Annotated in this window: 12 protein-coding genes; 9 read left to right on the top strand and 3 right to left on the bottom strand. The window is 67.2% G+C overall.

Features of this window, described 5'->3' with window-relative positions:
- Positions 1 to 5 precede the first annotated feature (5 nt).
- Entirely contained in the window at positions 6 to 533 is a 528-nt protein-coding gene (locus DFO45_RS03255; RefSeq protein ID WP_081434039.1) for a CVNH domain-containing protein, read from the top strand.
- Between the two features lie 84 nt (positions 534 to 617).
- Here the strand turns inward: DFO45_RS03255 and ilvD are convergent, their stop codons facing one another.
- Entirely contained in the window at positions 618 to 2471 is a 1854-nt protein-coding gene (ilvD, locus tag DFO45_RS03250; protein WP_133863710.1) for a dihydroxy-acid dehydratase, read from the bottom strand.
- 208 nt (positions 2472 to 2679) lie between these two features.
- Here ilvD and DFO45_RS03245 point away from each other — a divergent pair, with 208 nt between their 5' ends.
- From DFO45_RS03245 to DFO45_RS03235, 3 genes are all read left to right on the top strand, one after another.
- Positions 2680 to 2874: a CsbD family protein gene (locus tag DFO45_RS03245; RefSeq protein ID WP_012172054.1), complete on the top strand. Its 195-nt coding sequence runs from the start codon at positions 2680 to 2682 to the stop codon at positions 2872 to 2874.
- 320 nt (positions 2875 to 3194) lie between these two features.
- Positions 3195 to 3773: an XRE family transcriptional regulator gene (locus DFO45_RS03240; RefSeq protein ID WP_133863709.1), complete on the top strand. Its 579-nt coding sequence runs from the start codon at positions 3195 to 3197 to the stop codon at positions 3771 to 3773.
- Complete coding sequence (locus DFO45_RS03235; protein ID WP_133863708.1) at positions 3770 to 4285, top strand: GNAT family N-acetyltransferase; 516 nt, start codon at positions 3770 to 3772, stop codon at positions 4283 to 4285. Before DFO45_RS03240 ends, DFO45_RS03235 begins: the two co-directional genes overlap by 4 nt.
- A 9-nt stretch (positions 4286 to 4294) precedes the next feature.
- Here the strand turns inward: DFO45_RS03235 and DFO45_RS03230 are convergent, their stop codons facing one another.
- Both DFO45_RS03230 and DFO45_RS03225 read right to left on the bottom strand, forming a co-directional pair.
- Complete coding sequence (locus tag DFO45_RS03230) at positions 4295 to 5017, bottom strand: SDR family oxidoreductase (RefSeq protein ID WP_133863707.1); 723 nt, start codon at positions 5015 to 5017, stop codon at positions 4295 to 4297.
- A gap of 334 nt (positions 5018 to 5351) precedes the next feature.
- The gene (locus tag DFO45_RS03225) at positions 5352 to 6608 is read right to left on the bottom strand and encodes a porin (RefSeq protein WP_043879563.1); all 1257 of its coding nucleotides are present in this window, start codon (positions 6606 to 6608) and stop codon (positions 5352 to 5354) included.
- 275 nt (positions 6609 to 6883) lie between these two features.
- On the opposite strand from DFO45_RS03225, the gene DFO45_RS03220 reads away from it, so the two are divergent.
- The 5 genes from DFO45_RS03220 (at position 6884) to DFO45_RS03200 (ending at position 13394) form a co-directional block, all read left to right on the top strand.
- On the top strand, positions 6884 to 7135 hold the full coding sequence (locus DFO45_RS03220) for a hypothetical protein (RefSeq protein WP_012172059.1): 252 nt from the start codon (positions 6884 to 6886) through the stop codon (positions 7133 to 7135).
- A gap of 294 nt (positions 7136 to 7429) precedes the next feature.
- Positions 7430 to 8974 (top strand): TerC family protein, encoded by a 1545-nt coding sequence (locus DFO45_RS03215; RefSeq protein WP_012172060.1) that lies wholly within the window; start codon positions 7430 to 7432, stop codon positions 8972 to 8974.
- A gap of 95 nt (positions 8975 to 9069) precedes the next feature.
- On the top strand, positions 9070 to 9999 hold the full coding sequence (locus tag DFO45_RS03210) for a glutaminase (protein WP_133863706.1): 930 nt from the start codon (positions 9070 to 9072) through the stop codon (positions 9997 to 9999).
- 192 nt (positions 10000 to 10191) lie between these two features.
- Positions 10192 to 11727 (top strand): sensor domain-containing diguanylate cyclase, encoded by a 1536-nt coding sequence (locus tag DFO45_RS03205; RefSeq protein ID WP_133863705.1) that lies wholly within the window; start codon positions 10192 to 10194, stop codon positions 11725 to 11727.
- Positions 11728 to 11774: 47 nt separating this feature from the next.
- A complete protein-coding gene (locus DFO45_RS03200; protein WP_052285989.1) occupies positions 11775 to 13394 on the top strand; it encodes an EAL domain-containing protein in 1620 nt (539 codons plus the stop codon).
- Positions 13395 to 13490: the final 96 nt, after the last annotated feature.

Raw genomic sequence — 13490 nt, 5'->3', positions numbered from 1 at the left:
TCGGGATGAGTTTGAGACGTTTTGCTCTCTTGGTGCTGGGAGGGCTCTCCCTGTCGGTGGCGGCTCCGCAGATCGCTGCGGCCCAGTCGGTGCCCTCTGGCCCCTATCTGCGCTCGTGCAACGACGTGCGGGTTTCCCGCGGCGTCGATCTCGTGGCGATGTGCCGGGCCCGCAACGGCGAATGGTTCCCCACCCGTCTTCCGAACTTTCTCAGCTGTGTGAGCGCCATCCAGAATCTCGACGGCAATCTCGCCTGCGAGCGCGGCCGCGGCGGCGGCGGCGGATGGAATGGCGGCGGTGGTGGCTGGAACGGTGGTGGCGGCGGCTATGCCCCCCCGCCTCCGCCCCCGCCGCGGAACAATCTGCCGCCGGGCTCCTACCGCGCCTCCTGCCAGGTGCAGGACTTCTCCGGCGGCTGGCTGCGCGCGAGCTGCAACAACGGCCGCAACCAGTGGCGCAACACGCAGCTCTATGTGCCGGGCTGCAAGGGCGACATCGGCAACATGGGCGGCAATCTGGTCTGCAACCGCTGACAAAAAACCCGCCGGAACATGCGTTCCGGCGGGTCTAAACACCATCCTGGACGGCTCCCTTTCGGGAGCCGTTTGCATTTACAATCAGCGCCGCAGGGACTTCACGTCGCGCACCGCGCCGCGGGCGGCGGAGGTGGTGAGGGCGGCATAGGCCTGCAACGCCTGCGAGACCACGCGCTGGCGGTCCTTCGGCTTCCAGGCGGCGTCGCCCTTGGCCTCCATGGCCGCACGGCGACGGGCCATTTCCTCGTCCGAGATGGCGAGGTGGATGCGGCGGTTCGGGATGTCGATCTCGATGGTGTCGCCCTCTTCCACGAGGCCAATGGCGCCACCCTCGGCAGCTTCCGGCGACACGTGGCCGATGGACAGGCCCGAGGAACCGCCCGAGAAGCGCCCGTCCGTCACCAGAGCGCAGGCTTTGCCGAGGCCCTTCGACTTCAGATAGGAGGTCGGGTAGAGCATCTCCTGCATGCCGGGACCGCCGCGCGGTCCCTCGTAGCGGATGAGCACGATGTCACCGGCCTTGATCTTGCCGTTGGCGAGGATCGCCTCCACCGCCGCATCCTGGCTCTCGAAGATACGGGCCGGGCCCGTGAACTTCAGGATGGAAGCGTCCACGCCCGCCGTCTTCACGATGCAGCCGTCCTCGGCAATGTTGCCGAACAGCACGGCGAGGCCGCCATCCTTGGAATAAGCGTGCTCGAAATCGCGGATGACGCCGGTGGCGCGGTCCGTGTCCAGATCGTCCCAGCGGCGGGACTGGCTGAAGGCCACCTGGGTCGGCACGCCGCCGGGCGCTGCGCGGTAGAAGGTGGTGACGCTCTCGGCCTTCGTGCGCGTCACGTCCCAGCGCTCCAGCGCATCCTTCATGGACGGCGCATGGACCGTGGGCAGGTCGGTGTGGATCAGGCCGGCGCGGTCGAGTTCGCCGAGGATGCCCATGATGCCGCCCGCGCGGTGCACGTCTTCCATGTGGATGTTGGCGACCGCGGGCGCCACCTTGCAGAGCACCGGCACCTTGCGCGACAGGCGGTCGATGTCCGCCATGGTGAAGGGCACCTCGCCCTCGTTGGCGGCGGCGAGCAGATGCAGCACCGTATTGGTGGAGCCGCCCATGGAGATGTCGAGCGTCATGGCGTTCTCGAACGCCTTGAAGCTGGCGATGGTGCGCGGCAGCACGCCCGCATCGTCCTGCTCGTAATAGCGGCGGGCGAGGTCCACCACGAGGTGGCCGGCTTCCACGAACAGGCGCTCGCGGTCCGCATGGGTGGCGAGCACGGAGCCGTTGCCCGGCAGCGCGAGGCCGAGGGCTTCGGTCAGGCAGTTCATGGAATTGGCGGTGAACATGCCCGAGCAGGAGCCGCAGGTGGGGCACGCGGAGCGCTCCATCACCTTCACGTCCTCGTCCGACACGCGATCGTCGGCGGCGGCGATCATGGCGTCGATCAGGTCCACCTTCTTCTCGCCGGTGGAGAGGAGCACCTTGCCGGCCTCCATGGGGCCGCCGGAGACGAAGACGGCCGGGATGTTGAGGCGCATGGCGGCCATCAGCATGCCGGGGGTGATCTTGTCGCAGTTGGAGATGCAGACCATGGCGTCGGCGCAGTGCGCGTTCACCATGTACTCCACGCTGTCTGCGATGATCTCGCGGGACGGCAGCGAATAGAGCATGCCGTCATGGCCCATGGCGATGCCGTCATCCACCGCGATGGTGTTGAACTCCTTGGCGACGCCGCCGGCCTTCTCGATCTCGCGCGCGACCAGCTGGCCGAGATCCTTCAGGTGCACATGGCCGGGCACGAACTGGGTGAAGGAGTTCACCACTGCGATGATCGGCTTGCCGAAATCCCCGTCCTTCATGCCGGTGGCGCGCCAGAGGCCACGGGCTCCGGCCATGTTGCGGCCATGGGTGCTGGTGCGGGAACGATAAGCGGGCATGTCCTCGGTACCTTTATGTCCTGTTCGGGGGCGCTCTGCGCAATTTTATAACGGCTGTCTTAGAGCGAATTCAGGCAACAGAGAAATCTTTTTCGCGTGCGAGCCATGCATCTTGGCCATGGCGCATCGGGGAGGCGTTGCGTGAGCGGAACCGTTCGATGCGTCCGGTGGTTGTCATGGCATTCCCACCAACCGAAAGGACGGACCCATGGGCAGCACCAGCGACAAGATTTCCGGCATGGCCAACGAGGCCATGGGCAATGTGAAGCAGGGCATCGGCAAGGCCACGGGCAACGACCGCCTGCGCGCCGAAGGCAAGGTTCAGGAGATCAAGGGCGAGGGCCAGCAGACCCTCGGCAAGGCCAAGGATGCCGTGAAGGACGCGGTGGACCGGACTCCCTGACCGGCCGTCACCGGCTTCATCAGAAGGGCCGCCCTGGGGCGGCCCTCAGACCACCGAGAAACCCCTGGCGTGAGCCGGGGGTTTTTGATTCCGCCGGGCACGGGGAAGACATCGGTCCCGACGGGCTGCGCACAAGGCCATACGTGAGGTTAGATCCTTGTCAGGGCTCGGCCCAGACTTCGGCAAGCTTTCCGCAAGGCGTGCGAGCCGGGCGCAGGACTCAGCAAGCGGCGATTCGCGCCCTTACCGCGATTGACGCCGCAATTTCGTCCACTATGATGGAATTATCGTGATACGATGATGATCGAGGCGGGGGCGGTATGGACGACATCACGGGACGGCTGGCGCGCCGGCTCCGTCAGGAGAGGGAGGCGCGGAGCTGGTCGCTGGCGGATCTGGCGGAGCGTTCGAACGTCTCGCGGGCGATGATCTCGAAGATCGAGCGCGGCGAGGCGAGCCCCACCGCAGAACTGCTGAACCGCCTCGCCACCGGTTTCGGCCTGACGCTGGCGAGCATCTTCGCGGAGGCCGATCCGGGCCTCGATCCGGCGGCGCCCCGCGTTGCGCGCCGTGCCGAGCAGGCGGAGTGGCGCGATCCCGGCACCGGTTATCTGCGGCGCAATGTCAGTCCGCCGGGCGCGCCTGCGCTGGAGATCGTCGAGGTGCAGTTCCCCGCCGGCGGCCGTGTCGTCTTCGACGCCTACCACGAGACGCGGATCGTGCAGCAGCTCTGGCTCCTCGAGGGCGCCATGGAACTCGCGGTCGGCGACGCCACCTTTCATCTTTCCGCCGGAGACTGCCTCGCCATGACGCTTGATCAGCCGGTCATCTTCCACAATCCCGGCGAGACGCCCGCCCGCTATGCGGTGGTGCTCGCCCGCCCGGAGACCCGGCGATGAATGTGCGTGCCCTTGACGGTGACGAGGCCCGCGCGGCCGTCCCCGCGCTTGCCGACGTGCTGCTGGATTGCGTGGCGGGCGGCGCCTCGGTGAGCTTCATGGCGGACATGAGCCGCGCGGAAGCGGAGGCCTTCTGGCAGAGCATTGCGGAAGGCGTCGCGCGCGGCGAGCGCACGCTCCTCGTCTCGCAGGAAGGCGACGGCCGCATCCTCGGCACCGTCCAGGTCATTCTGGCCACGCCGCCAAACCAGCCTCACCGCGGCGAGATCGCCAAGATGCTGGTGCATCGCGCGGGTCGCCGGCAAGGGCTCGGTGCCGCGCTCATGCGGGCAGCAGAGGAGGCCGGCCGCGCGGCCGGCAAGAGCCTTCTCACGCTCGACACCGTGACCGATGGCGACGGCTTCCGCCTCTATCGCCGCCTCGGCTGGGAGGTGGCGGGCACGGTGCCGGACTACGCCCTGTGGCCGGACGGGCGCCCCTGCCCCACCACCTTCATGTGGAAGCGCGTGTAAGACGGGCCGTCACCCCTTGGTCCGCAGACTGGACCGTCCCCCATCGACGCCCAGGATCTGGCCGGAGATCCAGCCCGCCTCATCCGACAGGAGGAAGGCGGCCGCCGCGGCGATATCGTCCGGCTCGCCGAGACGCTGGAGGGGGTGGAGCCCGGCGATGGCGCTCGCCATCTGCGGATTGGCGGTGAGGACAGCCGCGAGCGGGGTCTCCGTCAGCGAGGGGGCGATGCAGTTCACCCTGACCTTTGGCGCGAGCTCCGCAGCCAGCGCCCGAGTGAGTCCCTCCACCGCCCCCTTGGCCATGGCGATGGACGCGTGATTGGCAAAGCCCTGCCCCACCGCCACGCTCGAAAACAGGACGACGCTGCCGCCCTCGGCCTTCAGTGCGGGCAACGCGGCCTGAACAGCCGCCATGGCGCCCAGCGCATTCACCTCGAAATCGGCCCGCGCATCGTCAGGCGTGATCCGGGCGAGCGGCTTCAGGGTGATGGTTCCGGCCGCATAGGCGAGCGCCCCGACCGGTCCGGGCGCGGCAGCGACGGCAGCGGCAAGCGCGGACGTGTCCCGCACATCCGCCTGAGCCCAAGTCCCGCCCGTCTCGGCGGCGAGCGCTTCGAGCTTGGCGGTCGTCCGGCCGATGAGATGCAGCCGCCAGCCCTGTGCCGCCAGTCGCAGGGCGAGTGGGTGCCCGATGCCGCCCGCACCGCCGATGAGGATTGCCGTCCGTGCCATGTCGCCTCCCTGCTCTGCCGGAGGATACGGACGCGGAGCGCCACGGGATGGCCGGGGGCAGCGGAAAAATTCGCCCTCGCCCTTGAAAGGACGCAAAGGGCGCCTATCTCTCCACCACCATCAGCAGCGCGTGGCGCCGCCGCAGTCACCGACACATCGCTCCGGCGGTGCATTCAGGAGACGCGGTGACAGGGCGGGAGACGGACGGATGTACTACGATTCCGCCCGCGCCTCGGCTGGTGGTTCCAGGTGATCGATCAACCAGGAAAATGCGGCCGTGTCGTACGGCACGCCGCAGATGGCGCGTGGCGGAGCTTGCGCTCCGCCAGCGTCGTCAGAAGTTGCGCGACACGAACAGCAGACCGCGATGGGCCTTCGTGGACGCCAGCGCCGGCGAGAAGTCGGTCGCCACGTAATTGTTCACCTCCATGACCGTGTAGTCATACTGGAGCGCGATGGTGAGATTGGTCACCGGCGTCCAGGCGAGGTTGCCACCCACATTGTAGTTGTTGCCGCCGGTGGAGCCGTAGGAGGCCTGCGCCACCGGATTGTTCACGTCGAAGGCCGCATAGCCGCCGAAGATCGTGGTGCTCCACTTGTCGTTCCAGTTGTGCAGCAACTGGGCGGTGATGTTCCAGCCGCTGACCAGCGACAGGCCGGCAAGGCCGAGATAGGCGTCGGGAATGATGTAGGCGCCGCTCGGGTTCTGAAGGCCGAGATAGGACATGGCGCCATTGGCATAGGCCGCCTGCAGATAGAAATTGTCGCCATCCGCAAGCATGGGCAGGTTCACCATCACGCCGGCCTGCAGGGCATAGCCCCAGGTGTCGGTGGCGGAGAACTGGTTGTTGAGATCAAGCGCCCGCACCTGATGCAGCGCGCCGGAAACCTGGGCCGAGCCCCACTTGCCTTCCGCCCGCAGGTTGGCGACGAAATCCGGCACATGCGAACCGGTCTGAAGGCTGTCGGTCCCGAAGGCGGCAGGATCCTGCGGCACAACGCCTGCGAGACGATCGGCCGAATCTTCGATGGAGACGGTCGCGCTCAGCCCCTCCATGAACTCATGGGTATAGGCGATGAGATTGAGGCGCGTGTCGTCGCCGATGGTCGCCGGATCGGTACCGAGCACGCCGGCATTGGCGTAGAAGTCGAAGAAGGACTGTGCGTGTCCGAAGGTGAATCCGGCAAACTGGATATAGGCGTTCCACACGTCCACATCGACGCCGTTGGGGCCGTTCGACCACGGGTCGGAGGAGCGCCAGCGGAAGCGCAGGTCGAAGTAGGAGCGCAGCGTGCCATATTCGGTCTGGCTGCGCGCGTCCCAGATCAGGCCGGCGGTGGCGATGGAATAGGTCTTGTTATTGACCGAAGGGTAGTTCGTATAGGTATTGTAATAGCCTTCCGCCCACAGATAGCCGCCGATGCGCAGGCAGGTGTCCGTGCCGGGAATGTAATAGAAGCCCTGTCCGTAGGCCGTGCAGACCTTCACATAGTCAACGCCCTTCGCCTTCACCGGCAGATCCGCAGCGTTAGCTCCCCCGATCATCGCCACTGCGAGGCCGCAGCCGGCGACCAACCCCTTGACCTTCATCCCAGCCTCCTGATTCCCGGCGGATGATATGTTGTATCACTTCTCGAAGCCAACGTTTTTTGCACCATCCAGCGCCCCGCTTGCAAGCGCAAGCAAAAGCAGCGCTCCGGACATTGGACCCTGTCCAAAAAGCGCTGCAAACGCTCAAAAAAGCCACATCCATCTGTCACGTTACCCATTGCGTGGGGATGACAGCGTCACCACGTCACAGACGTGCCCCAGCGCAAGCTGCGTCCGGGGAAGGATCGAATGGATAACGGGAAGAAAGGGAGAGGATGAACCGCCTGCTGACGATCCTGCGCGCCGTGGCTGCCCTCATCGTGGCTGCCGTCGTTGCCGTGCTGGTGTTCACCGTGCTGGGCAGCCTGCTGATGGCCGCCGGCATCTTCATCGCGGTGATGGTCGTTGCGGGCGGCCTCTACATCCTCTTCTTCGGCCGCACCACCGTCCGCCGCCAGGGGGGCTATGAGGTCATCGACATAACGGCCGTTGACATCACCCCGCCCCGCAAGACCCGCGACCAGTAAGGGCGGACGCCCTCTTCATGTCCGTGGCCCGCGCCGGATCGCAGGCGCAGATCGGACATGGCCCTTGATGGCCGCCCCGCCGGATTGTTAGAACGGCGGGGTATTGGCTGGCTGGGAATGGGTCCGAATGCCCGACGGGGACAGTTGCGGCGATAGTCCGCTCCGATGGTGGCTGGCCGTGCCGAAGCGCGGTCAGCACAGTGCGTCCCGACAGCCTGAGCGCATCGCGGCCCGCTACTGGGCGCCCGCATCCGTCCGCCCGCGCCCCGCCCCGGCCGTCTGACAGGACATCCCATGGAAGCCCTTGCGGATCCGAATATCTGGATCGGCCTCGTCACCCTCATCACGCTCGAAGTGGTGCTGGGCATCGACAATCTCGTCTTCGTCGCCATCCTTGTCGGCAAGCTGCCCGTCGCCCAGCGCAATCGCGCGCGCATCATCGGCCTCTCGCTGGCCCTGTTCATGCGCATCGGGCTGCTGTTCTCCATCTCCTGGCTGGTGGCGCTCACCAAGCCGCTGTTCACCGTCCTCGACATGCCCTTCTCCGGGCGTGACCTCATCATGATCGTCGGCGGCGTGTTCCTGCTGGCGAAGGGCACGATGGAGCTGCACGAGCGCCTGGAGGGCGAGCCCAAGCCGCGCGAGAACGGCGCCGCGCGTGCCGCCTTCTGGCAGGTGATCGCGCAGATCGTCGTCCTCGACGCGGTCTTCTCCCTCGACAGCGTCATCACCGCCGTCGGCATGGCGAACGACCTGTGGGTGATGGTGACGGCCGTCTGCTGTGCCATGGCGCTGATGATGTGGGCGTCCCGCCCGCTGATGATCTTCGTCTCCCGCCACCCCACCGTGGTCATCCTCTGCCTCGGCTTCCTGCTGATGATCGGCTTCAGCCTGGTGGTGGAAGCCTTCGGCGTGCACATCCCGAAGGGCTATCTCTACGCCGCCATCGGCTTCTCGGTGCTGATCGAGGCGGCCAACCAGCTCGGCCGCCACAACCGCGAGAAGCGGATCACCACCAACGTGCTGCGCGAGCGCACCTCGGAAGCGGTGCTGCGTCTGCTCGGCGGCCGCCGGGGCGACGAAAGCCTCGCCGATACGGTGGACGTGATCGCGGAGCAGACCGCGCAGGGGGAGGTCTTCCGGCCCGAGGAAAAGGAAATGATCCGGGGCGTGCTCGATCTCGGCGAGCGGCCCGTCAGCTCCATCATGTCGCCGCGCAACGAGGTGGAGTGGCTGGATCTGGAGGACGATCGCGACGCCCTCCACGCCGCCATCTGCGAGCTCACCCACTCCCGCGTCGTGCTGGCGCGCGGGCGGGTGGACGAGTTCGCCGGGGTCGCCATCACCAAGGAACTGCTGAACGCCCTGATCGAGGGCAAGGACATCGACTGGGCCCGCGTCACCCGCCAGCCCGTGGTGGTGCACGAGAACACCAACGTGCTGAAGGTCATGGAACTGCTGCGCGGCTCCCCCGTGCAGATGGCCATGATCGTCGACGAGCACGGTTCGCTGGAGGGCATCGCCACGCCCACCGACATCCTCGAGGCCATCGCCGGCGAGTTTCCCGACATGGGCGAGGAGCCCGCCCGCCTCCGGGCGCAGGAGGATGGCTCCTGGCTGGTGGAAGGCTATATGGACATCCGCCAGCTCAGCGGCGCCCTCGACCGCGATCTCGTGGACGAGGACCACCGCTTCTCGACGCTGGGCGGCTACATCATCACCCATCTCGGCCATCTGCCCGAGGAAGGCGAGCGGCTGGAGGCGGACGGCCTCGTGTTCGAGGTCGTCTCCCTCGACAAGCGCAGCGTCGGCACGGTGCGGATCGCGCAAGCCGCCTGAGGCAGCCCCGCTTCGCAAGCGGCACGGGGCGGCTATAGTCACGCCGCACGGCCCGCGCTATGCCGGGTGCGCCATGGCCTGACCCGGGGGAAGCGTTGCCGAAGCTCAATGACGTCGTCGCGGAGATCGCCGCCGACCTCGCCAAGGCGACCGAGCGCGGCGCCGTGGCCACTTACATCCCCATGCTGGCGGAAGTGCCGATCAACCAGTTCGGCATGGCGGTCGTGACCGCCGATGGCGAGACCATCCTGGCGGGGGACGCGGACACCGTCTTTTCCATCCAGAGCATTTCGAAGGTCTTCACCCTGACCCTCGCCCTCGGCCAGATCGGCGACGCGCTGTGGACGCGGGTGGGCAAGGAGCCCTCGGGCAACGCCTTCAACTCCATCGTGCAGCTGGAGTATGAGCACGGCATCCCGCGCAACCCCTTCATCAATGCAGGGGCCATCGTGGTGGCGGACGCCATGCTCTCCGGCCACCAGCCGCGCGAGGCGCTGGGCGCCATCCTGCGCTTCGTGCGTTTCGTCGCCGCCGACGAGAGCATCACCATCGACGAGGCTGTGGCGCGATCGGAGAAGGAAACCGGTTTCCGCAACACGGCGCTCGCAAACTACATGCGCTCCTTCGGCGTGCTCCGCCATCCGGTGGACCATGCGCTCGGCGTCTATTTCCACCAGTGCGCCATCGCCATGAGCTGCCGGCAACTGGCCCGCGCCGGCCGCTATCTCGCCTTCTCCGGCCGCCTGACGCCCGAGGGGCCGAGTGTGGTGGCGTCCGAGCGCGCCCGTCGCATCGCCGCGCTGATGCTGACGTGCGGCCATTATGACGGCTCGGGCGACTTCGCCTTCCGCGTGGGCCTTCCGGGCAAGAGCGGCGTGGGTGGAGGCATTCTGGCGATCGCGCCCGGCAAGGCCTCCATCGCGGTCTGGTCTCCGGGTCTTGATCCGCACGGCAATTCGCTGCTCGGCTCCATCGCGCTGGAGCGCCTCGCCAAAGCCATGCGCTGGTCGGTCTTCGCCGGCTGATCCGCGGCATGCTCCGGAACGTCCTGCCGGACGCGGGCGCAACCGCTGCGGATCCATCCGGGACCTCGCACCTGACGCAAGGTCCGCACAAGCTGCGCCTGGCACCTTACCCTGCTACAGCCCGACCCATCCGCCCCACGTGTCACTTCGTCGGCAGGAACGGCAGGCGTGCTGGGAGGGAGCGCTCGCCGGATGGAACAGGTCAGGCCCGAGGTGGTGCAGCGCGCGGTGCGTTTCTCCCGCGTGCTCAGCCTGCTGGCCGCAGTCGCGGTCTGCGCGATCCTCACCATGACCGTCATCACCATCGTGCTGTCGCGGCAGGATGCGACGGAGGCGAATGCCAGCACCACGGAAAATGTGCTCCAGTTCGCGGCCCTGGAGCTGGCGGACGACATCGGCGCCCTCCACACCATGCTGGTCGATGCCCGCTCCGTCTTCAATGACCGCCAGTCCTGGTCTTTGACGGACGCCCAGCTTCAGCGCTGGATGCAGGTCCGCACCCAACGCGGGCGCGAGCTCGAGGGCATTGCGATAACCGATCCGGGCGGGCGCATCCTCCTGTCGTCCTACTCCGACGTTCCGGCGGACTTCACCGTCGACGACCGCGACTATTTCGTCGTCCATCGCGACGATCCCAGCGCCGGCCTCTACGTCAGCCTTGTCCTGCGCAACCGCTTCACCGGGCAGCCTGGCATCATGGTCAGCATCGGCCGGCGCGCGCCGGACGGCACCTTCCTCGGCATCATGCTGGCCCTGGTGCGCCTCTCCTATCTCGACTCCCTGCTGGACGGCGGACGACTGGGACCGGAAGGCGCCCTCAGCCTCTGGCGTACCGACGGCGCCCTGGTGCTGCGGAACCGGGTCAGCGGCGGCCATGAAGACCCGCAGGGTCGCGCCATATCGCCGACCTATCTTGCCCAGGTCCTCAACACTCACCACGGCACGTTCGACGCCGCCCTCCCGCCCGGAACGCCGGTGCGCCGGCACACCTTCGTCCATGTGGCGGACGCGCCGCTCATCGTGTCCGCTTCCATCCCGGTCAGCGAGATCTATAGCCGCTGGAGCCACCGTGCGCTCGCTATGGTGCTCGTCACGTCGCTCGCTGTGAGCGCGATCATGGCCCTCACCGTGCTCTTCCGGCGTGAGCTGCTCCGCCGCGCCGAAGCGGAAGCACAGCTGAACGAGCTGGCGCGGGCGGACGGCCTCACCGGTATCGCCAACCGCCGCCGCTTCGATGAACGGCTTGGCCAGGAGTGGCGCCGGTCCTACCGGTCCTCCGGAAGGATGGCCTTGCTGATGATCGACGTGGATCACTTCAAGGCGTTCAACGACACCCACGGGCACTGGACCGGCGACGACCTGCTCATCCGCATCGCCGCCACCCTTTCGCAGACGGTGCACCGGCCGGGCGACCTCATCGCCCGGTATGGCGGCGAGGAGTTCGCCGCCATCCTCCCCGACACCGACCGCGAGGGGGCACTGCGGATTGCCGAGCGCATTCTCGATGCGGTCCGCGCGCTCCGCTTCGAGGACAGCGCCGGACAAGTCTTGCCCGTTACGGTCAGCATAGGTGCCTGCGCCCTGTCGCCCTCCCCGGGGCAACAGGTTGCAGACATCGTGCGGCTTGCCGACGCAGCGTTGTACGAAGCAAAGGACCGGGGACGAAATTGCATAATCATGGCGCCTGACATGCCACGTGTCTTGCGGCCCGTGGCAGAGGCCTCTTAAAGAATGCGCCGCGTGCGTGAACCAACATGCAAGGAACGGAGGGAGGCGTGAGCAAGCACACCACCTCTGCCCCCTTGGTCACGCCCATCTCCGTGCTGCTGACACTGCTGGCCACGCTGGTGATCATGGGGATCACCTCGACGTCGTGGGAATTCATCGTTCAGGACCAGTTGCTCTCGCGCTTCGGCGTGAATTTCGAGACCTTCGGCAGCCACGACCGCTGGCGCTTCATCTACACGTCCGTGATCTTCGCCACGCTGAGCCAGATCGGCCCCGCGCTGCTGCTCTTCCGGCTCATGCGGCGGCTCGACCGGGCACGCATGGAGGTCATCAAGGCGCGCGAAAAGGCGGATTCCCTCGCCCGTCACGACCCGCTCACCGGCCTCGCCAACCGCCGCATCCTGCGCGACACCCTGCGCAAGCGCCTCGGCGCCGCGGGCGCCAACGGGCCGCACACCGCGGTGCTGCTGGTGGACATCGACCGCTTCCGCTCCGTTGCCGACCTGCACGGCCACAGCCTCTCGGATCTCGTGCTGGTGGAGGTGGCGAACCGGCTGAAGTCGCTGCTGCCCTCGGATGCGGTGCTCGCCCGCCTCGGCGGCGAGGAATTCATCGCCGTGATGCCCCGCCCCGCCTCGCTGGACGCCCTGGGCAAGCTGGCGCAGCACATCATCAACCACCTTTCCTCGCCCTACCAGTTGAACGGTCTGGATGCCCGGCTCGGCGCAACGGTGGGCATCGCCGTCTCCCCCGACAACGGCACGGACGAGATGGAGCTGATGCGCGCGGCCGAAGCCGCGCTTTATCGCGCCAAGGCCAACCCGGGGACCTACCGCTTCTTCCAGCCGGCCATGGACCGCGAGCTGAAGCAGACCCTGCGCCTCCAGCGCGACCTGCACACCGCCATCGCCAACGGCGCCATCGTGCCCTTCTACCAGCCCTTCCTGCGGCTCTCGGACAATTCCCTGGCCGGGTTCGAGGTGCTGGCCCGCTGGAACCACCCCATCCGCGGCTTCATCTCGCCGGACGCCTTCATTCCCGTGGCCGAGGAAATCGGCCTCATCGGCCAGTTGACCACCGCCATCCTGCGGCAGGCCTGCCTCGACGCCTCGAAGTGGCCGCAGAACCTGAAGATCTCGGTCAACCTGTCGCCGGTACAGCTCAAGGAAGTCTCGCTGCCGGACCAGATCTACCGCACCCTGCGCACCGCCGGCTTCCCGCCCCAGCGGCTGGAAATCGAGATCACCGAGACCGGCCTCGTCAATGACGTGACCACCGCCCGCGCCATCCTCACCAACTTCCGCACCGCCGGCATCGAGGTGGCGCTGGACGATTTCGGCACCGGCTATTCGAGCCTCCAGAACCTGCGCAGCTTCCCGGTCACCAAGCTGAAGATCGACAAGTCGTTCGTGCGCTCCATGAACACCGATCCGCAGTCGAAGAGCCTCGTGGTGGGCATTCTCGCCATGAGCAAGAGCCTCGGCATCCTCACCACGGCGGAGGGCATCGAGGAAGCGGGCGAAGGCGTCTGGCTCGGCTCCATCGGCTGCGACTACGGGCAGGGCTATTGCTACGCCAAGCCCATGCGCGGCGAGGAAGTGCCCGCCTTCCTCAACAGCCGGGCAGCCGCTCCGGCGCCCGACGCCGGCGCCCGCCAGCGGGCGTGAGGGCAACACGCCGCGCGACGTTTCCGATAACTCCGACGAGGGCGGGGCATGCCTCTGGACGGGGGCTTGCTGCATAAGCACTGTGCCCGCCGCATC

Origin of the sequence: Azorhizobium sp. AG788, from assembly GCF_004364705.1 — a bacterium.
Classification (GTDB): domain Bacteria; phylum Pseudomonadota; class Alphaproteobacteria; order Rhizobiales; family Xanthobacteraceae; genus Azorhizobium; species Azorhizobium caulinodans.
Note: the sequence above shows the minus strand (reverse complement) of the source record. Positions and strands in the feature narration are given on the sequence as shown.